The organism is Neisseria sp. HMSC065D04 (genome assembly GCF_001815675.1).
Taxonomy (GTDB): Bacteria; Pseudomonadota; Gammaproteobacteria; order Burkholderiales; family Neisseriaceae; genus Neisseria.
In genome coordinates this window covers 57896-78562 of record NZ_KV821473.1, presented here as the reverse complement: position 1 = coordinate 78562, position 20667 = coordinate 57896, and the positions used below count along the sequence as shown (strand labels likewise).

Here is a 20667-nt window from a genome sequence, read left to right as displayed (position 1 = left end):
AAAGTTAATCCACTATAAAAGGTCGTCTGAAACAGGTTTTGGCTTAATTTGCCAAGCTTGTTTCAGACGACCTTTCGGTTTATCCGTTCACGCTGGATTCTGCGGTTTTATTTCTTCATCGCATCAGTCAAGGCTTTGACGTTGTAGCGGTACATGCCGATATAAGTATTGGCAGGTGCGCCGCCGAGTGCGTCGGAGTAGAGTTTGCCGCTGACGTTGACGCCGGTTTCTTTGGCGATGCGGTCAACCATGCGCGTGTCTTTGATGTTTTCAGTGAACACGGCTTTGATGCCTTCGCGTTTGATTTGGCGGATGATGGAAGCCACTTGTTTGGCGGACGGCTCGGCTTCGCTGCTCACGCCTTGTGGGGCGATGAACTCGATATTGTAGCGTTTGCCCATGTAGGAGAACGCGTCGTGTCCGGTCAGGACTTTGCGCTTGGCGGCGGGAACGGCGTTAAAGGCGGCTTGAGCGTCGCTGTGCAGTTTTTTCAGTTGCACTTGGTAGTTGCCCAAGCGTTGTTGGTAATAGGTTTTGCCTTCGGGGTCTGCCTGAATCAGGGCGTTGGCGACGTTTTGGGCGTAGGTTGTCATCAAGACGGGGTCGTTCCAGACGTGCGGGTCAAATTCGCCGTGGTCGTGGTGGTGGCCTTCGTGGTCGTGATGATGTTCGCCTTCTTCGGCTTTAAGCGCCTGTATACCTTTGGCTGCTTCGGCGAAGGGGACTTTGCTTTGTTTGACGGCACGCTGCACGTCAGCCGCTTCCAAGCCCAAGCCGTTGAGCAGGACTAATTTTGCACCGCGGATTTTTTTGATGTCGCCGCTGGTCATGTGATAGGCGTGGGTGTCTTGGTTGGCACCGACCAAATTTTGTACGGCAACACGGTCGCCGCCGATTTGTTTGGTAACGTCGCCCAAAATGCTGAAGCTGGTAACGACGTTCATCGGGGCTGCATAAATTGCACCGGACATTAATGCAGCGATGACGCCGAGTTTCCAATGTTTCATGTTTTCTCTCTCCAGATTGATATAACGTAACATTTTTATTTTAAAACAGTGGGACGGAATCTTCAAGCAGCCTCCGCTTAAGAACGCGCTTTATGCCTTGAAAACGGGGGATTTTGGGAGGAGGGCAGGGGTTTGTTAATTTATTATGAAATTAGGCATAGGATTATATTTATTGATTTTTAAGATAAAAGGGAGGGAATGGCGGGGATTTTTGTTGCGTGATGTAGCGGAATTTGGTTAGAGATTATCTTTTTCAAATAAATAAAATCAGAAAGATTCAGGTTTTCCCTTTTTTTAAGAGAGTAGGAAGCTAAGATTAAATATGTATATTTTAAATATAATTGAAATATAAATTTCCTTATATGGTATTTTGTAGAATAAAATAATTCGTTATCTTTTTGGTATAAAAATAAGCAGATATGATTGAACAAGATTTATTTGATAAAATGTTAATTACATCACACTACAAATTTGCTATAATGTGCGAATCAGTTAACCACCCTATACCCCAAAAGGAAAAACCATGGGCATTAAAGTCGCCATTAACGGATATGGCCGCATCGGCCGCCAAGTATTACGCGCCATCTACGATTACAACCTGCAAGACCAACTTGAAGTCGTCGCCGTCAACGCCAGCGGCAGCCTCGAAACCAACGCCCATCTGACCAAATTCGATACCGTCCACGGCCGCTTTAATGCTGACATTTCCCACGATGCGACCCACCTCATCATCAACGGCCGCAAAATCCCGTTCTTCTCCACCCGCAACCCTGCCGAACTGCCCTGGCGCGACTTGGGCGTGGACTTGGTGATGGAATGCACCGGCTCGTTCACCAGCAAATCCAAAGCCAATGTCCATCTTGAAAGCGGCGCGAAAAAAGTGCTGATTTCCGCACCGGGCGAGGCTGATGTTGACGCGACCATCGTCTACGGTGTGAACGACGACGTGATTACCGACGACATGACCGTCATCTCCAATGCTTCCTGCACCACCAACTGCCTCGCCCCCGTCGCCAAAGTATTGAGCGAAAACATCGGCATCGTCAAAGGCGCGATGACCACCATCCACGCCCTGACCAACGACCAAACCGTGACCGACGTGCGCCACAAAGACTTGCGCCGTGCCCGCAGCGGCGTGGAAAACATGATTCCGACCAAAACCGGCGCGGCGAAAGCCGTCGGTTTGGTCTTGCCCGAATTGAAAGGCAAACTCGACGGCCTTGCCATCCGCGTGCCGACCGTCAATGTTTCATTGGTGGACTTGAGCTTCCAAGCCGCGCGCGATACGAGTGTCGAAGAAATCAATGCGCTGATGAAGGCCGCCTCAGAAGAAGGTCGTCTGAAAGGCGTGTTGGGCTACAACACGCTGCCGCTGGTGTCTATGGACTTCAACCACACTACCCAAGCCAGCACCTTTGACGCAACGCTGACCAAAGTAACCGACGGCAACATGGTCAAAGTGTTCGCTTGGTACGACAACGAGTGGGGCTTCAGCTGCCAAATGCTGAACACCGCCCGCCGTATGTTCGGTTTGGAAGTGCGCCCGTTTGAATAAAACGGATGGTTTGATACGCTAAAAGGTCGTCTGAAAACTTGAATTGCCCGGCAAAATTTGGGCGCGTATAAGAGATTGTTCGGACGTTTTGAATAAAACCGGGTTCTGTATATTGCAGGACTCGGCTTTTTGAATTTCAAACTGCAACACTCATGGTTGCCGTCATACCTAAAAAGATGAAGCACACACATAGTTGCAGGCAGGGATAAAAAACTGCACCTTTGTGAAAGGTGCAGTTTACGGGTTTCAGACGACCGACTGATTGATTTTATCCTTAACGCTGCAAGCTTTTTGGGAAAGGTTTTTTCTGTGAGACGGGCGCAAACTCAAACACTTTCTTGCGTGCATTCCATTGTAGCGGACGGATACAATTTTGATATTGTGCGCGTACTTTACCGCGTGTGTCTTCGCCGCACAGCTCTCCTCCCACGCCTAAATAAAGTTTGTTGCCGATGATTTTTGTTCCAACTGCGCCATGAAGAAATGCCTGTTTGGCAGAACCATTCGGTTGACCTGCAAAAACAGTGACCGCCCAGCCGCCGGAGCCACCCAGATCAGGTGCGTTGGCGCAAGTGACCTTGCTCATGTCGTAGATAAAATCATGATAACCGTCGTTATTTAAATCGATAATATCCAAAGCCTGACCAACAGAGAATTTTCCCCCCATTTCACGGCAGGTTTGTTTATCTTCATTGATGGCTTCCTGTACTTTTTTAGGAATTGCTATGGGTGCGCGTTCGGCGGCAGCAAATTGCATGCTTGCCATGAATACTGCCGCTAAAAGCAGTTTTTGCATGATTTTCTCCGAATTAGGCAGAATTGGTCGGCTGTATCAGGTATCCATGTTTGTTGCCATACTGAGTTTTCAGACGACCTAAACCAAGATTTATGGTGTTGCGACTGTAAATGTAACATCCACATGATCTTTTTGCTGTTTCAATTCGAAACAATCGAATCCCTCGCTATTTACGCAAACATTGACTATTTTTTTGCCGGTCCATTGAATGGAGGTTTCCGTTTCTTCGTTTATTTGACGTTTCATATTACGGGTTGGCAGGGTTTGGGGCAGTACTCCGTTTCCCCCCTCTTTTTTTAAAGCAGCAGTATAAGCGTCAGATAAAGAGTTACCTGAATAACGGCATTTGGTTACGCCTAATTCTGTTCCATCCTATTTCTGTTTACCGCAGGAGAGTTTGGCTCCGCCGGCATTTGCGGCAGCAGTGGTCAGAAGCAGGGCAACAGCCAATACAATTTGTTTTTTCATCAACATTCCTTCAAATCATAGACGTAGATTGCATAAAAAAGATTCTAATCGTCTGTCCTGTCAGGGTTTCAGACGACCTTTTTAATCTATTACAATTTCACCGAATGCTCGCGCGTTTCGTGGAACACGATGTCCGGCCAGCGTTCCTGCGTCAGATTTAAGTTGACGCGGTTAGGGGCGAGGTAGGCGAGGTTGCCGCCTGCGTCTATCGCCAGATTGCCTGCGTTGGCTTTTTCAAACTCCGCCAGCTTTTTCTTGTCTTCGCACGATACCCAGCGCGCCGACCAGATGGATGCGTTGTCGAACACGGCTTCTACGCCGTATTCGTTGGCGAGGCGTGAGGTAACGACTTCAAACTGCAACACGCCGACCGCGCCCAAAATCAAATCTGCGCCGCTCATCGGTTTGAAGACCTGCACCGCGCCTTCTTCGCCGAGCTGTTGCAAGCCTTTTTGCAGTTGCTTGATTTTCAGCGGGTTTTTGATGCGGACGCTGCGGAACAGTTCGGGCGCGAAGAAGGGGATGCCGGTGAACGCCAGTTGTTCGCCTTCGGAAAAGCTGTCGCCGATTTGGATGTTGCCGTGGTTCGGGATGCCGATGATGTCGCCCGCGTAGGCTTCTTCCACCAGCTCGCGGTCGTGCGACATGAATGTAACCACGCTGGAGGCGGCGATTTCGCGGTTGATGCGCAGGTGTTTCATCTTCATGCCGCGCTCGAATTTGCCGGAGCAGACGCGCAAGAAGGCGATGCGGTCGCGGTGTTTCGGATCCATATTGGCTTGGATTTTAAAGATAAATCCGGAAAATTTCGGCTCGTCCGGCTCGACCATGCGTACGGTCGCGTCGCGCGGTTTCGGCGCGGGCGCCCAGTCAATCAATGAATTGAGGATTTCCTGAATACCGAAGTTGTTAATCGCCGAACCGAAGAACACGGGCGTGAGTTCGCCGGCGAGAAATTCGTCAAGATTGAACTCGTTGGAAGCCGCCTGCACCAATTCGATTTCGTCGCGCAACTGCTGGATTTCCAGCGGAAAGCGTTGTTCCAATTCGGGATTGTTGATGCCTTTGATGATGTCGAACTCGTGCGGCAGGCGTTCGCCGCCGGCTTCAAAGAGATAGATTTCATCGTTCAGGATGTGGTACACGCCTTTGAAGTTTTTGCCCATGCCGATCGGCCAAGTGACGGGTGCGCAACGGATTTTTAAAATGTTTTCCACTTCGTCCAGCAATTCTAGAGAGTCGCGTACTTCGCGGTCGTATTTGTTCATGAACGTGACAATCGGCGTATTGCGCAGGCGGCAGACGTTCAAGAGTTTGATGGTTTGCGCTTCCACGCCTTTTGCTGCGTCGATGACCATCAATGCGCTGTCCACGGCGGTCAAAACGCGGTAGGTGTCTTCGGAGAAGTCTTGGTGTCCCGGCGTGTCCAAGAGGTTGACGGTGTGGTCTTTATAGTCGAACTGCATTACGCTTGATGCCACGGAAATGCCGCGCTGCTTCTCGATTTCCATCCAGTCGGAGGTGGCGAATTTGCCGGTTTTCTTGCCTTTTACCGTACCCGCGCTTTGAATCGCGCCTGAAAACAGCAACAGCTTTTCGGTCAGCGTGGTTTTACCCGCGTCAGGGTGGGAGATGATGGCAAACGTGCGGCGGCGGCGCACTTGGTCGAGGATTTCTTGGGACATGGGCTTTCTTTGCAAAAAGGTTCAGGCCGCTTTTCCGACGGCCTGAGGAATGGTTGAGATGGCGGGGATTGTACAAAAAAACATTAATCGGTTCAATGATTAGGGGATAACAAAAGGTCGTCTGAAAATTTTCAGACGACCTTTTCACGATTGCGGATTAAGCCTTGTCGTGGAATTCGTGGAATTCATATTGGTAGGACAAGCCTTTGCCTGCTTTTTTCTGCGCCAGATAATCGTCGTAAACGGCGCGGATTTCTTTGCGCAGGAGGAATAGGGCGATTAAGTTGGGGATGACCATGAAGCCGTTGAACATATCGGACAGGCTCCAAACCAAATCGACTTTGCCCAGCGTCCCCAATACGATAGCCAGCAGCACGAGCGCGCGGTAGACGCCCAAGTGTTTTCCCCTGAAGAGGAAGCGGATGTTGGACTCGCCGAAGTAGTACCAGCCGATGATGGTGGTGAAGGCGAAGAAGGTCAGGCAGACGGCGAGCAGTTGCGAACCGAAGCCGGGGAAGGCTTTACTGAAGGCGAATTGGGTCACCGCCGCGCCTTGTTCGCCGGAAAGGTTGGCATCGGTCAGGAGGATAATCAGTGCGGTGGCGGTGCAGACCAAGATGGTGTCGATGAAGACGCCGATAAATGCCGCCAAGCCTTGTTGAACGGGGTGGTTCACGTCGGCGGTAGCGTGCGCGTGCGGCGTCGAACCCATACCCGCTTCGTTGGAGAACAGCCCGCGTGCCACGCCGTAACGGACGGCTTCGCGCATACCGATACCTGCCGCGCCGCCTAACACAGCTTCGGGATTGAAGGCGGCGGTAAAGATGTGGTTGAACATCGGTACGATGTGGTCGGAGAATTCAAACAGGATAACGACGGCACACAAAATATAGATAATCGCCATAAACGGCACGACGAATTGGGCGATGTTGGCGATGCGGTTTACGCCGCCGACGATAATCATACCCGCAAGGACGGCGAGGGTGATGCCCACTGCCAATGCCGGTACGTTAAAGGCGATGGTAACGGAGGAGGCGATGGAGTTTGCCTGCGTGGCGTTACCGATAAAACCCAGCGCGATAATCAGGGCGATGGAGAAGAAGCCCGATAAGAAACGCGCCGCGCCGCGCCCGATTTTCGGGGTCAGTCCGTGAGTAATGTAGAACGCGGGGCCGCCGATGTATTTGCCGTGGCTGACGACGCGGTATTTTTGCGCGAGCAGGGCTTCGGCAAAAATCGTGGACATCCCCAAAACGGCGGAAAGCCACATCCAAAAAATCGCGCCCGGCCCGCCTGCGGTAATGGCGGTTGCCACACCGGCGACGTTGCCCGTGCCGATTTGGGCGGAGACGGCAACGGCGAGTGCTTGGAATTGCGACAAAGATTTATCGTCTTTGTCTTTTTTGGAAAACAAACCGCCAAAGACGGATTTGAGGCCTTCGCCAAATTTGGTAATCTGCGGCGCACCCAGATAGAGTGTGAAAAACAGGCCGATGCCCAAAAGGGCGTAAATCAGCAGGTAGTCCCACAGAATCAGATTGACTGCGCCCACCAGTGCAGACAATGTTTTTTCCATAATTACAAACCTTATATTGAAAAATGAACAGATGACGGCATCCGGCGGCGGTTACTCCGTTGAATGCCGTTGTGTCGGACGGCGCGGCGAGCAGGCCGGCTTCGTCCGTTTCGCCCCAAGTTGTCAACAATCCTGAAGCAGGCCTGCATGATACCGTAAACCTTTTGTGAGGCAAACGAAAAAAAGGGTCAGGTTTGGGCAAAGACAAGATTTTTGAGTTTGTCGGGCGCTATCGGCGTTTTCAGACGACCTTTTAGGCAGAATGCAGGGTCGTCTGAATATTTTAGGTATATTCAACCTATGTTAAAATGCGCCCTTTGAAAATGAGCAAGAGTCCGCCGGATAAGGCGGAAAATCGAAAGGAATCCATATATGGCAGGTCATAGCAAGTGGGCGAATATCCAGCATAAAAAAGCCCGTCAAGATGCCAAACGCGGCAAAATCTTCACCCGTTTAATTAAAGAAATCACCGTCGCGGCCCGCATGGGCGGCGGCGATCCCGGCGCCAACCCGCGCCTGCGCCTGGCTTTGGAAAAAGCTGCCGAAAACAATATGCCCAAAGACAACGTGCAGCGCGCCATCGACAAAGGTACGGGCAATTTGGAAGGCGTGGAATACATCGAATTGCGCTACGAAGGCTACGGCATCGGCGGCGCGGCGCTGATGGTGGACTGCCTGACCGACAATAAAACCCGCACCGTCGCCGACGTGCGCCACGCGTTCACCAAAAACGGCGGCAACTTGGGCACCGACGGCTGCGTAGCGTTCAACTTCGTGCATCAAGGTTATTTGGTGTTCGAACCCGGCGTTGACGAAGACGCGCTGATGGAAGCCGCTCTAGAAGCCGGTGCGGAAGACGTGATTGCCAACGACGACGGCTCCATTGAAGTCATCACCGCCCCGAACGATTGGGCGGGCGTGAAAGCGGCATTGGAAGCCGCAGGCTACAAATCCGTTGACGGCGACGTTACCATGCGCGCCCAAAACGAAACCGAACTCTCCGGCGAAGACGCCGTCAAAATGCAGAAACTGATTGACGCGCTGGAAGATTTGGACGACGTGCAGGACGTTTACACCTCCGCCGTTTTGAATCTGGATTAATAGGCAATATTGAAAGCAGACCTGTTGGGTCTGCTTTTTTTGCGTCTGGGATTTTTGGCGGGTTGTTTGTTGGAATCTTCAATGGCTCGTGGAAGCCCACGCTACGCGGTCTGTTGGTAACACTTGCACCGTAGCGTGGACTCTGTCCACGAAAATGATGAACACACAAAGGTCGTCTGAAAACCTGATGTAAGTTTTCAGACGACCTTTTATGTTTGAACTGCCTATCGGTTTTGGCTGGCGCGGTAGAAGGCGATGAGGCCGTTGGTGGAACTGTCGTGCTGCGGGTTGCCGCGGTCGAGTTCGGGTTCGATGGTTTTGGCGAGTTCTTTGCCGTATTCGACGCCCCATTGGTCGAAGGGGTTGATGCCCCAAATTGCGCCTTGGACGAAGGTGCGGTGTTCGTATGCCGCCATGAGCATGCCGAGGCGGCGGGGGTCGGTGGCGCTGAGGAGGAGGCTGTTGCTCGGGCGGTTGCCGGGGAATTCTTTTTGCGGGGCGAGGCGTTCGCGTTCGGCTCCGGGCAGGTCGGCAAGTTCGGCGCGGGCTTCTTCGAGGGTTTTGCCTTTCATCAGGGCTTCTGCTTGGGCGAAGGCGTTGGCGACGGTGAAGCGGTGTTGGCGGTTGATGCCGTAGGCGGTGGTCATGGGGACGATGAAGTCGCAGGGGATGAGCCGTGTGCCTTGGTGGAGGAGTTGGAAATAGGCGTGCTGGCAGTTGACGCCTTCTTCGCCGAAGACGATGCCGCCTGTGGTATGGGGGACGGGACGGCCGTCGGCGGTGCGGTTTTTGCCGAGGCTTTCCATGTCGAGCTGGTTGAGCCACGAGGGGAGGTGGCGCAGGTTGTGGCCGTATGGGACGGCGGTTTGTCCGTCGGCGTGCTGGAAGTTGTTGTACCAGATGCTGATGAGCGCCATGAGGATGGGGATGTTGCGGCGGTAGGGGGTTTGGAAGAAGTGGGTGTCCATGGCGTGCGCGCCGGCGAGGAGTTCGCGGAAGCGGTCTGTGCCGACGGCGACCATGACGGGCAGGCCGATGGTTGACCAGACGGAATAGCGTCCGCCGACCCAGTCGAACATGGCGAAGACGTTGTCGGGCGCGATGCCGAAGTTTCGGGCGGCGGCAACGTCGGAGGAGATGGCGCAGAAGTGGCGGTAGATGCCGGATTCGGGCAACCCTGCATCACGATACCAGGCGCGGGCGGCGTAGGCGTTGAGCAGGGTTTCGGGCGTGCGGAAGGATTTGCTGGCGATGCTGAATACAGTGGTCTCGGGTTTGAGGTGGGCGAGTGTGCGGCTGATGTCGGCGTCGTCTGAATTGCTGACGAAGTGGACGCGGATGTTTTGGCGGTAGGCTTTGAGGGCTTCTACGCACATTCTGGGGCCGAGGTCGGAGCCGCCTATGCCGATGTGGACGAAGTCGGTGATGGGTTTGTCGGTGATGCCCCTGTGGCTGCCGTTGTTGAGTGATTCGGCGAAGGCGAGGGCGAGGTCGAGTTCGCGGTGGATTTTGGGGAGGATGTTTTCGCCGTCAACGTAAACGGGCGCGGCGTCGGGCGGCAGGCGCAAGGCGGTATGGAGGACAGCGCGGTGTTCGCTGAGGTTGATTTTTTCGCCGTTTTGCATGGCGTGCATTTGTCCGGCTAGGGGCGAGGCTTCGGCAAGGCGGCACAAGAGTTGCAAAGTGTCTTCGCCGAGGCGGTTTTTGCTGTAATCGAAGAGGAGGCCGTCGAGGGTTTCGTGCATATTGCCGAAGCGGTCGGGTTCGGCGGCGAAGCGGTCGCGCAGGTGGATGTGTTGTGTGTCGAGCCGGTGTTGTTCAAGGGCTTGCCATGCTTCGGTAAATGCGGTCATCGGGTTTCCTTCGGAATTGGGTTCGCCCCGCTCATTCGGGGGATGTGATTCAGTTATAGATTGTCGTTGTGGTGATTGGTTCGATAGGGTGAATATTTATGTAGTCGTATGTAGTTTAACAAAGGGGCGCGGGTTTGGCGAATGCGGGGAGTCGGCTTGGTTAAGAATTGTATGCAATATGCAATTTATATGATTGATTTTTATCAAAGTTCTGTAAATTTTTCGGTATGACACCGATGTCAGGTGTGATATGCTTCGTAATCAAATGAAACAGGGATGAGGCGGGAGTCGTAAGATGGCTACAATTTATGATGTTGCTGCTTATGCGGGCGTCTCACCCAAAACGGTCAGCCGCGTCATCAACGGCGATGCGCCGGTCAGCGATAAAACCCGTGCAAAAGTCGAAACAGCGATTGCGGCTTTGGGTTATATCCCGTCTTCGGCGGCGCGGGTGATGCGGTCGAACCGTTCGGACTTGGTCGGACTGATTACCGGCGCCATCTCGCGCACGGGCGAATACGGCGGGGTACACGGTCTGCCGGATATGTTTTTAATCAAAGGCATCCAGCAGAAAATCCGCGAAGCGGGCAAAACGCTGATGATTGCGGATACGGACAACCGCTACGAGCAAATCGACCCTTTGGTCAGGACGTTTATGGAACACCGCGCGGAAGGCATTTTGTATGTAACCGAATCGCACCGCGAAATCGTCCTGCCCGAAATGCCCAACCGCTGCCCGATGGTTTTGGTCAACTGTTTCGACGCGGCGGGTACGCCGTCGGTTTTGCCGGACGACGAGCGCGGGCAATACGATTTGGTACGCAACATCATCCGTCACGGACACCGCCGTATCGCCTACATCACCTTGCAGGCAGGCGCAGAAGCGACGCGGCTGCGTTTGGCGGGCTACCGCCGCGCTTTGGACGAATCGGACATGGTGTTCGATCCTGACTTGGTGCAAACCGGCATCACCGACTTTGCCAACGACAGCGAGCCTTTGATTGCGGCAGTATTGAAATTATTGTCGCTTGCCGACCCGCCGACGGTCATTTGCTGCGGCAACGACGAAATGGCGGTCCGCGTTTACGGCATTTTGAGGACGCGCGGCGTACGCGTTCCGGAGCAGGTATCGGTGGCAGGTTACGACAACCACAGCGCGATTGCCGAAACCCTGTTCCCGCCGCTGACCAGCACCGAGCTGCCCTATATGCGCATGGGCGCGCTGGCGGCGGAAATCCTGTTCGACATTATCGAGACCAAAGAAACCGTCCGTTCGCCCGTTCGGGTTGTCGGGGAAACGATTTGGCGGCAGTCGGTCACGGCATTGAAGTAAAACATCCTTTCAGACGACGTCTGCATCATGAGGCTGACACAATACGACAATAAAAGGTCGTCTGAAAACACAAACAACACATCACGTTATCCATTTGCAACGTATCAATACGATACGCCCAAAAATAAAGAAAGCGGCCCAACCGCTTCGACTATGCAGTGTTTCCCGCAGTTTGTTGTTCCATGTTTTCTTCTTATACAGTCCAGGAGTCGCTTCAAAATGAAGATTTCCCCACAAGTATCCCTGACGCTTCGCCAGATTATGCTGATGAACTTCGGCTTCTTCGGCATTCAATACAGCTTCGGTTTGCAGCAAACCGCCATCAATCCGATTTTCAGTTTCTTACAAGCTGACCCTGCAAAACTGCCTTACCTCAATATGGCAGGACCGATTACCGGTTTGCTGGTGCAGCCCCTTATCGGTGCCATGAGCGACCGTACATGGATTCCCGGGCTCGGCCGCCGCCGTCCGTATTTCCTGCTCGGCGCCATCGGTTGCAGCTTGTGTCTGTTCTTCTATCCGCACGTTACCGCATTGTGGGTTGCCGTATTGCTGCTGTGGCTCTTGGACATCAGCAACAACACCGCCATGGAACCTTTCCGTGCCTTTATCGCTGATACCGTCCCCGAACGCCAACAATCTACCGGCTTCTTGATGCAGTCCGTGTTTACCGGCTTGGGCATTACGCTTGCCAATGTATCGCTCTATATCTTTAAGCAAATCGGCTGGTTGCAACAAACCTCTGAAGCAGGCATCCCCTACTGGGTATTCGGCTCGTTCTATATCGGCGCCGTCTGCTCCATCGGCTCTGTTTTAGTGACCGTATTGTCCACCCCCGAACATGAGCCGCCTCCTGAAGAGCTGGCAGCGATTAAAGCCCAATCCGGCGGCCCTGTTGAAGCGGTTAAAGAAATTTACCATGCCATCAAAGACATGCCGAAACCCTTGTGGCAGCTCGCTTCGGTTTATCTCTTCCAATGGTACGCACTCTTCATCTACTGGCAATACATCTCCCACAGTATCGCCAGATCTGTATGGGATGCTACCTCTGCCAACAAAGCCGCATATGAGGAAGCAGTGGCATGGACTGGTCTGGTCAATGGTTTTTATAACGTCGTTACCTTCATTTCCGCCTTCGGACTGATGTGGATGGCGCGCAAATACGCCGCCAAATACGTCCACGCTTTTGCCGTTACCCTTGCCGCACTTGCCCTTTTGACCATTCCGCACATCACCAATCAATACCTGATGTTTGCCCCAATGATCGGCTTCGGTATCGGCTGGGCAAGTATGATGGGCGTGCCGTTTATGATTGTCGTGCATTCCATCCCGAAAGAGCGCTACGGCGTGTATATGGGCATCGTCAACATGATGATTGTGATTCCGATGCTGATCCAAACCCTTACCTTCAGTAAAATCTATGAGAACTTGCTCGGCGCCGACCCGGGACATGCCATGACTTTTGCCGGTGTCCTCCTTATCATCGCCGCCGTACTGACCCTGACCATCAAAACGTCAAACAAACCTTATGGCGTAGAATCGGCAGGCTGATTCAGGGACTTGCCAAAAGGTCGTCTGAAAACCCTTGTTTTAGGTTTTCAGACGACCTTTTTGTTTGATTGTGCCGATTTGTTTTAAACGGGCGGGGACGGGTTTGTGGAAGCTCGGATTGGATAGGAATATCGCCGCATTCCCGCAAAAGCTGACGGCAAAGCGTTTACATGGCAAAATACCGCCTGTTTGCAGGTCATCCGAATTTTTCAGACGACCTTTTACCCTCTTCAAAAGGAATCCCCATGTCTTTGCAAAACATCATCGAAACCGCCTTTGAAAACCGTGCGGACATCACCCCGACCACCGTTACCCCCGAAGTCAAAGAAGCCGTGTTGGAAACCATCCGCCAACTCGATTCAGGCAAATTGCGCGTCGCCGAACGTTTGGGCGTGGGCGAATGGAAAGTCAACGAATGGGCGAAAAAAGCCGTATTGCTGTCGTTCCGCATTCAAGACAACGAAGTCCTCAACGACGGCGTAAACAAATACTTCGACAAAGTGCCGACCAAGTTTGCCGACTGGTCTGAAGACGAGTTCCGCGCCGCCGGTTTCCGCGCCGTACCCGGTGCCGTTGCGCGTCGCGGCAGCTTTGTTGCTAAAAACGTCGTGCTGATGCCGTCTTATGTCAACATCGGCGCATACGTTGACGAAGGCGCGATGGTCGATACTTGGGCGACCGTCGGCTCTTGCGCCCAAATCGGTAAAAATGTCCACTTGAGCGGCGGCGTCGGCATCGGCGGCGTACTCGAACCCCTGCAGGCCAGTCCGACCATCATTGAAGACAACTGTTTCATCGGCGCGCGTTCCGAAATCGTCGAAGGCGTGATTGTCGAAAAAGGCAGCGTGATTTCCATGGGCGTGTTCATCGGACAATCCACCAAAATCTTCGACCGTACTACCGGCGAAATCTACCAAGGCCGCGTACCGGCAGGCTCGGTTGTCGTGTCCGGCAGCATGCCTTCCAAAGACGGCAGCCACAGCCTCTACTGCGCCGTCATCGTCAAACGCGTGGACGCGCAAACCCGCGCCAAAACCAGCGTCAACGAATTGCTGCGCGGTATTTAACCGGCAAACAGAAAAGGGGAGAGGTCGTCTGAAACAGCCCGAAACATAAATGGGCTTTAGGCAAACGGTTTCCCTTGTTTGAATGGAAAGAGGTCGTCTGAAAACCGGATTTCGGGTTTTCAGACGACCTCTTCATAGGGTAAGTCGGTTAAGTCAGGACGGCATTGTCGTTTTGTTTGATGCTGTTTTCTTTGCCATAAAAAAAGCAACGGATAAACCGTTGCTTTTTTGTTTGACCTGCGAATCTTACAAACTGCCCAACACGATGCGCAACACGCGGCGCAGGGGTTCGGCTGCACCCCACAAGAGCTGGTCGCCGACGGTGAACGCGCTGATGTATTCGCCGCCCATGCCCAGTTTGCGGATGCGTCCGACGGGGACGGACAGCGTGCCGGTAACTTTGGCGGGCGTCAGCTCGTGGATGCTGGCTTCTTTTTTGTTAGGGATGACTTTCACCCAGTCGTTCGCGCCTGCCAAAATCGCTTCGATTTCGGAAACGGGCAGGTCTTTTTTCAGCTTCAGGGTGATGGCTTGGCTGTGGCAGCGCATAGAGCCGATGCGGACGCATAAGCCGTCGATTACGGTCGGATTGTCGCTGCGGCCGAGGATTTTGTTGGTTTCCGCGCCGCCTTTCCATTCTTCTTTGGACTGGCCGTTGCCCAAATCCACATCAATCCACGGAATCAGGCTGCCGGCGAGCGGTACGCCGAAGTTGGCTTTCGGATAGTCTTCGCTGCGCAGGAAATCGGACACTTTGCGGTCAATGTCGAGAATTGCGCTGGAAGGATCGGCAAGCTCGTCCGCCACTTGGGCGTGAATCGCGCCCATGCCGCTGATGAGTTCGCGCATATTTTTCGCGCCCGCGCCGGATGCGGCTTGGTAGGTCATGCTGGTCGCCCATTCGACCAAATCGTTTTGGAACAGGCCGCCCAGCGCCATCAGCATCAGGGAGACGGTGCAGTTGCCGCCGATGTAGTTTTTCACGCCGTTTTTGAGACCGTCGTCGATAACGTTTCGGTTGACGGGGTCGAGGACGATAATCGCGTCGTCTTTCATGCGCAGTGAGGAAGCCGCGTCAATCCAGTAGCCGTTCCAGCCGCTGTCGCGCAGGGGTTGGAACACGGATTTGGTGTAATCGCCGCCTTGGCAGGTTACGATGATGTCCATTTTCGCCAGTTCGGCAACGTCGTTCGCGTCCAATAATGTTTTAGCCGCCTGACCGAAATCAGGTGCCGCGCCGCCGACGTTGGATGTAGTGAAGAAGAACGCTTCGGGAATGTGGGCGAAGTCGTTTTCTTCTTTCATACGCTGCATCAAAACCGAACCGACCATGCCGCGCCAGCCGACGAAACCTACTTTCATGTTGAGCTCCTTAGGGGGAAATTGTTAACAAATTTCTGAATAGGGGAAAAGGAAGAGTTTTAAACCTGTTTGAGGTAAATGTAAAGTTTTTTATGCTGTTTCGGGAGTGTATGGGGAGGTTGTCTGAAAAAAAAGCGTTCCTGCCAAACCGGAATGTTCCGAAAGCAAACCTGACGATAAGTCGCAGGCTTGCATTTGGGAAAGATTCAAGGTTTTGCAGGAACGCCGGCATCATTGAAAGCACAGTTCGACAAGCATTTTGCTAACCGAAATGCCGCACTGTTTTTCAGACGACCTTTCGGATCAGTATCGGATATCGACGGTTACCTTGTCCTTATACTCGCCCGGGGTGTAGTCGGTGTTTTGGACTTCTGCCGAGATGGTGTGTATCTGATTGCTGCTGTCGCCGATAAATCTTTGCGCGCTGCCTGTGCCCGAAGATTGGTTGCCCCAGGGGTCAGAACTGTTACCTTTTTTGAGGCGGTAGGGGACTTTGTCGATGTTGGCGGGATTGGTGGATTTCATCTCGCCCCTGCCTTCCTGATTGCCGTTGGAAGGAATCAGACCGACGGTGTAGGGTGTACCGTTGGTGCAGCGGACGGTGAGGTTGCCCGACTGCTTCAGGTCGGTGCTGCCGGCGGTGTGCGTGCCGAAGTCGATGTCGTCGGCGGAGATGAATTCGCAGACGGGGCTGGCGTGTGCCTGTACCGTAAAGGGGAAACTGTCGCTGGATGAATAATATGTACCGCAGTTGGTAGGACGGTCTTGCCAAAAAGTTGAGTTCCAGTTGAGTGAGGCAGATATACCATTAAAGATAGCTTCATACGGGCTTCCGTCAGCGTAAGGTGCGGCGGTTTCCTGATGGTTGAGAAGCTTCGCAGTGAGAGTAACTTGCCCTGATTTAGTACTGTTTGGGCCGATAACCAACATCTCCGTCATATAGGGCTTGGCGTTGCTGTTGGGCGCGTTACTGCCCCAGACGGTGCCGTCGGGTTTGTAGAGCTGGAATTGTAAGGTATTGGTGGGACGTTTCGGATGCGCAAGCAATCTAGGGTTGTTTTGAGATGGGGAACGATTGCTTCCGTCGATGTTGAAGCACAGGCGTGTGTGGGTAGTATAGGGTCTAAGGTTGAGGCATTCATAAGTAATGGTAGCTTGGACTTCAGGAATCTGTCCTTCGAGCAGATTGATGCCTTGGGTAGGCGTACCAAAGGACAAGACGTTGCCACCTGCGCCTGAGATGCTGCTGACAGACGCGGTACATTTCATATAGTCGCCCACTACACCGTTGTGCGCCCATGTTTGGACAGGGGCAAACATCAGCCATAAGGCTGTGGGCAATATGGTTTTGTAGAGCAGTCGCGAAGTCTGAATGAAACCTGCAGGGTTTGTTTTCAGACGACCTCTCTTTATGTTTATCTGCATATGATGTCTCCCAGTTCCGGGATGGAATCCGGATTGTGTGTTTCAGGGTAGTCCGCTTCGAAGGTGCAAGTGCCGCCGTTTTCGGGGATGGTGACGGTGAAGCGGTTTCTACCTTCTTTCATGTTTTCAATATATGTTTTGCCGTCGAAGCCGGTTACGGCTGCCGGTGTGCCGTCTTCGGCAGTAATGCTGCCGCCGCTCGGGAGTAATTGGTTTTGTGCGTCTCTCAGCGTCATGGTGGCGGCGCGGGTACGCTGGATTTTAAACTCGACGCGCATGCCCGAGCGTTCGGGCGGGGCGATTTCGGCGACGGTGTGTTCAAGCTGAACGTCCAGCGGCAATTCGGCAATATCGACGCTGACGGTGTTTTTTTGGTAGGCGGAGAGGCTGGGGATCAGTGCCAGCCCTTTGCGGTTGGTTTTGCCTACGGGCATGCCGCCTGCGCGGATGGGGACGTCCGCCATATCGCCGGTGCTGACGACGGCGAAACTGTCGTTGACTTGGCGGGTGGCGAAGAGGCTGCCGCCCATGAGGACGAGGCCGCCCCTCCAGCCTGCGTTCCAGTTGCTGTTACCGCTTTGGCTGTAAACGTTTGCCCAGCCGTCGCCGTAGGTGTTTTGATGGCGGATGTTGCCGTTGAAAGTGTTGCTGCGGCTGCCGTTTGCGTTGTCGTTTTGCTGCCAGCCTATGCCCCAACTGGTGCTGCCCATGCCGCTGCTGGTTTTGTTCAGGGTTGCTTGGTAGCTGTTGTTGTGTTTGTTTTTGCTGATACCTGCGGAGGTTGAGTAGCCGTTGTCGAGGCTGACGGATAGGCCTACGTGGAAACTCAGTTCACGTTTGTTGCGGAAGTTTTTATTGGCGCCGGCGTAGAGCGAGGCGCTTTTTTTGAAGCTGCGGCTCCAGCCGAATGAGCCTATGCCGTCGGCGGGACTGCCTTCGGTGTGGGAATGGACGTAGGATAGGCTGAATGAGCCGAGTTTGTCGCTGCTCCAGCCTGCGGATGCGGATGCGGAGGTGGCGGGATGGCGTGTAGCCTTGAAAAAGTCGGCGCCGTATGCGGTGTCGCCCAGCTCGGCAAATTGCCCGTTAGTGCGGCTTGCGCCTGCGCTGAGGGAAAGTTTGTCCCATTGTGTGCTGAAAAACGCGCTGCTGCGTCGTCCTGTTTTGCCTGCGAAGCGGCTTTCGGCGTAGGTAAGATTGAGTTGTCCGAGCGAACCCAATACGGTATCGGCAGCAATGCCCGCCTGACGGTAGCCGCGCGCGGCTTCGCCGTGGATTTGGGCGGTCAGGGTATTGCTGACACCGTAACGCAGCGTGCCGGAGGCGGCGGGGTCGGATTGGTATTTTGCGGAACGGATGCCGTAATCGCGGCGGACGTAGCCTGCTTCAAACGACCATTCGTTCAAGCCTTTTGCCAAAAGTCCACTGCCGCCGTAAAGCGGCATATCGACGACGACGGTGCGCCCCAGTACGTCGGTGGCGACGACTTGGGCGTTGCTGCGGCCGCTGATGGACGGCGGTAGGATGAGTTCGTATTCACCCGCTTCGACGTCGCGGCTCATTTGTTTGACGCCGTCAATATAGAGATCGACCGTGCCGGGCAGGGTGCTTTTGCCGAGGTAGGAACGTAGCGGGGCGGTTTGTTTCCACGGACGGGTGTTGTAAGTGCGGGAAATTTTGATGCCGCCGATGCGTGTGCCGCCCCATGAGCCGATTTGTCCGGTCAGGGTGTCGCCCACGGTCAGCGATATGCCTTGTTCAGGCCAGACGGTGCGCCAGTAGGTATCCAGACGGGCGGTGTTGCCGTGGGAGCCGCTTTCTTTGTTGTGGCTTCGGTTGGCAAATTGGGTGTGGTTCAGATAGCCCCAAGGCGTGCTCAGGCGCATTTCGCCGAAAACGCCCTGCGTGCCGCTGCCGGAATTGTTGCGCGAGATATTGGTGTCATAGTTCAGAACGGCGGCAAAGCCGGGTTTTGCGATGACGTAGCGGTTTTCCTGCGGCGTGCCGATTCGGGTGGTTTTCAGGTCGGGCTGCCATTCGAGGGGGGCGGTGAGATCAAGGGTTTGCGCGGCGGCATCGTATTTCGCCTGCAAGCCGGGGATAGTGGAGAGTTCGAACCATCCGCCCGCGCCAGGGGTGGACACGCCGTCCTGAATTTCAGGTACAACGCCGTTTTTGCCTGCTTCGGCAGCTTCTGCGTCGGGCAGGGCAATACCGTAGGCGCGCAGAGATTCGGGGCGTGCATACAGCACGCCGTTACGCGACATGAAGGGTTCGATACCGTCGCGTATGCTGCCGTTAACTTTGACCTGAGGATAAACAGTCAGCCATGCCTGCTCGTAGGCAGCAGGAGCCTCCTGCGTCAGGATGTCCTGAGCAGGAGAGGGCAGGGCGTAGAAACACAGCATCAGCGCGGTACTTAACCGCGTCAGCCGTGTCCTTAGGTCATGGGGCGGCAAACCGTACCTCCGTTTGGATCGGCATACCGTTTACCGTGGCATTCAGACGACCAGGGTTCAAAGAAGCGGGGGAAACTTCCAATTCGCGTTTCCAAGTGTTGCCCGGCAGGACGTAGCCCGCCAGACCGCTTGCCAGCGTCAATGCGTCTTTGGCAGAGGTCGTCTGAAAAGTAATATTGCTCAGTTGCGCATGGGCATTGCCTGTATTTTCGGCAACCAAAACCGTTTTGCCGTTCTCGGCTTTTTCCGCACGCCATTGCAGCGTCGGTTCGGCATTGTTTTGAACATTGACAAACAGCGGCAGCGAATAGCGCATCACCAACTGGATACCTTTTTGCGGTTTCGCATTGGGCGAGGGCAGTTCGTCCACAATCAGGCGGTAGGCTTCTTCTGTCTGTTTTTCAGACGGTTTGACACGCATCACGCGGAACTGCTGTTGCGCACCTGCTTCCAGTTTGACCATAGGCGGACTGGCAATGACGGCATCGGTGGGTTCGAGTATCTCGCCACCGTTTGCGTCCTGCGTCCAGCGGAACACGCGCACTTGCGCCGTCAACGGCTCTGTACCCTTATTTCCCAAAGTAAAAATGCCCGCCCGCTGTTTGGCGGGCAGGGAAAGAGATGTCGGACTGACTTGTAAGCCGGCGGCATGGCTCTGTAAAACCGCTGCCGCCGTCAGCATACCGACAAGTGTGCTGATTGCTTTTTGCATGAGGATTTTTTAGTTGTTTTGTTTTGAGGGAGTAAACCGGATTAGTAGGTCAGGGTTACTTTTACGCGGTCTTGGTAAGTGTCAGGGGTTTTGTTTGTCAACGCGCCCGCTGCGACTTTGGCAAATACAGGTAGCATAATAGGGGTGGTTGTGCCTTTGCCTACTAAAGACAAGGCGTTGGTGTCTTTACCCCAATTGTTTGCACTAATGTTATCACTGACCGCTTCAGTTTCTGTTCCTTGATTGTTGATAGTAGGTTTGAAGAGCTGGTATGCAATTTTATCTTGGTTGTTAGCTTTCAGACCGCTCATGGAACCAGTGCCATTCGCGTTGGCATTACTTGGTTCTAAAGCAACTTGGAACACAGTGTTTTTGCTGCAGCTGACTTGGATACCGTTTGCTGCTTTACCGACATTGTCTTTTTCTAGTTCGGCACTGTTGGTTTCTGCAAGGTGGGATGCAAAGTCAATATCTGCACCATCAGTTACATCACCTTCGGCTGTAATTGCACCTGTTTTTCCGCTGGTAACAGTGAATGTTTCACACGATCCAGTTACTGTCAGTTTAACGTTGAAAAATTGGCTCGTGCCACTAGGAACAACAGCTGCCATTGCAGCATTGCCCATCATCATGAGGGAAGCCAGAGCCAGAGAAGTTAAAGTAAAACGTGTTTTCATCGGATTTATCCTTATATGTGAGTTTAGATGTGTATTGACA

16 protein-coding genes are annotated in these 20667 nt (G+C 53.6%); 5 read left to right on the top strand and 11 right to left on the bottom strand.

Features of this window, described 5'->3' with window-relative positions:
• Positions 1 to 107: 107 nt before the first annotated feature.
• The gene (locus HMPREF3050_RS01435; protein WP_039862733.1) at positions 108 to 1007 is read right to left on the bottom strand and encodes a metal ABC transporter solute-binding protein, Zn/Mn family; all 900 of its coding nucleotides are present in this window, start codon (positions 1005 to 1007) and stop codon (positions 108 to 110) included.
• Between the two features lie 523 nt (positions 1008 to 1530).
• Between HMPREF3050_RS01435 and gap the strand changes: the two genes are divergently transcribed.
• Positions 1531 to 2562, top strand: a complete 1032-nt coding sequence (gene gap, locus HMPREF3050_RS01430) for a type I glyceraldehyde-3-phosphate dehydrogenase (RefSeq protein ID WP_060974969.1) — start codon at positions 1531 to 1533, stop codon at positions 2560 to 2562.
• A gap of 274 nt (positions 2563 to 2836) precedes the next feature.
• Here gap and HMPREF3050_RS01425 read toward each other — a convergent pair whose 3' ends face one another.
• From HMPREF3050_RS01425 to HMPREF3050_RS01410, 3 genes are all read right to left on the bottom strand, one after another.
• Positions 2837 to 3358 (bottom strand): hypothetical protein, encoded by a 522-nt coding sequence (locus tag HMPREF3050_RS01425; RefSeq protein ID WP_070773200.1) that lies wholly within the window; start codon positions 3356 to 3358, stop codon positions 2837 to 2839.
• A gap of 557 nt (positions 3359 to 3915) precedes the next feature.
• On the bottom strand, positions 3916 to 5511 hold the full coding sequence (locus tag HMPREF3050_RS01415) for a peptide chain release factor 3 (RefSeq protein WP_070773199.1): 1596 nt from the start codon (positions 5509 to 5511) through the stop codon (positions 3916 to 3918).
• A gap of 157 nt (positions 5512 to 5668) precedes the next feature.
• Entirely contained in the window at positions 5669 to 7087 is a 1419-nt protein-coding gene (locus HMPREF3050_RS01410; RefSeq protein ID WP_070773198.1) for an alanine/glycine:cation symporter family protein, read from the bottom strand.
• Positions 7088 to 7459: 372 nt separating this feature from the next.
• Here HMPREF3050_RS01410 and HMPREF3050_RS01405 point away from each other — a divergent pair, with 372 nt between their 5' ends.
• Positions 7460 to 8188 carry a YebC/PmpR family DNA-binding transcriptional regulator gene (locus tag HMPREF3050_RS01405; protein ID WP_003776493.1) on the top strand — a complete coding sequence of 243 codons (729 nt, stop codon included), beginning with the start codon at positions 7460 to 7462 and terminating at the stop codon, positions 8186 to 8188.
• Positions 8189 to 8412: 224 nt separating this feature from the next.
• Here the strand turns inward: HMPREF3050_RS01405 and pgi are convergent, their stop codons facing one another.
• On the bottom strand, positions 8413 to 10041 hold the full coding sequence (gene pgi, locus HMPREF3050_RS01400; protein ID WP_070773197.1) for a glucose-6-phosphate isomerase: 1629 nt from the start codon (positions 10039 to 10041) through the stop codon (positions 8413 to 8415).
• A 295-nt stretch (positions 10042 to 10336) separates the two neighbouring features.
• On the opposite strand from pgi, the gene HMPREF3050_RS01395 reads away from it, so the two are divergent.
• Positions 10337 to 11374 (top strand): LacI family DNA-binding transcriptional regulator, encoded by a 1038-nt coding sequence (locus HMPREF3050_RS01395; RefSeq protein ID WP_070773196.1) that lies wholly within the window; start codon positions 10337 to 10339, stop codon positions 11372 to 11374.
• Positions 11375 to 11593: 219 nt separating this feature from the next.
• Positions 11594 to 12925, top strand: coding sequence for an MFS transporter (locus HMPREF3050_RS01390; protein ID WP_070602439.1), 1332 nt, complete (start codon positions 11594 to 11596; stop codon positions 12923 to 12925).
• Between the two features lie 39 nt (positions 12926 to 12964).
• Here HMPREF3050_RS01390 and HMPREF3050_RS14070 read toward each other — a convergent pair whose 3' ends face one another.
• A complete protein-coding gene (locus tag HMPREF3050_RS14070) occupies positions 12965 to 13159 on the bottom strand; it encodes a hypothetical protein (protein ID WP_141758375.1) in 195 nt (64 codons plus the stop codon).
• A gap of 11 nt (positions 13160 to 13170) precedes the next feature.
• Between HMPREF3050_RS14070 and dapD the strand changes: the two genes are divergently transcribed.
• Positions 13171 to 13992, top strand: coding sequence for a 2,3,4,5-tetrahydropyridine-2,6-dicarboxylate N-succinyltransferase (dapD, locus tag HMPREF3050_RS01385; RefSeq protein WP_070773195.1), 822 nt, complete (start codon positions 13171 to 13173; stop codon positions 13990 to 13992).
• 246 nt (positions 13993 to 14238) lie between these two features.
• Here the strand turns inward: dapD and asd are convergent, their stop codons facing one another.
• From asd to HMPREF3050_RS01360, 5 genes are all read right to left on the bottom strand, one after another.
• Positions 14239 to 15354 (bottom strand): aspartate-semialdehyde dehydrogenase, encoded by a 1116-nt coding sequence (gene asd / locus HMPREF3050_RS01380; protein WP_070773194.1) that lies wholly within the window; start codon positions 15352 to 15354, stop codon positions 14239 to 14241.
• A gap of 303 nt (positions 15355 to 15657) precedes the next feature.
• Positions 15658 to 16779 carry a Csu type fimbrial protein gene (locus HMPREF3050_RS01375; protein ID WP_070773193.1) on the bottom strand — a complete coding sequence of 374 codons (1122 nt, stop codon included), beginning with the start codon at positions 16777 to 16779 and terminating at the stop codon, positions 15658 to 15660.
• Positions 16770 to 19187 carry a fimbria/pilus outer membrane usher protein gene (locus tag HMPREF3050_RS01370; RefSeq protein ID WP_070773192.1) on the bottom strand — a complete coding sequence of 806 codons (2418 nt, stop codon included), beginning with the start codon at positions 19185 to 19187 and terminating at the stop codon, positions 16770 to 16772. Before HMPREF3050_RS01370 ends, HMPREF3050_RS01375 begins: the two co-directional genes overlap by 10 nt.
• 37 nt (positions 19188 to 19224) lie before the next feature.
• On the bottom strand, positions 19225 to 19950 hold the full coding sequence (locus tag HMPREF3050_RS01365; RefSeq protein WP_070496380.1) for a fimbrial biogenesis chaperone: 726 nt from the start codon (positions 19948 to 19950) through the stop codon (positions 19225 to 19227).
• A 41-nt stretch (positions 19951 to 19991) separates the two neighbouring features.
• Positions 19992 to 20667: spore coat protein U domain-containing protein (locus HMPREF3050_RS01360; RefSeq protein ID WP_246830199.1), on the bottom strand; the 676-nt coding region annotated here is incomplete at its 5' end.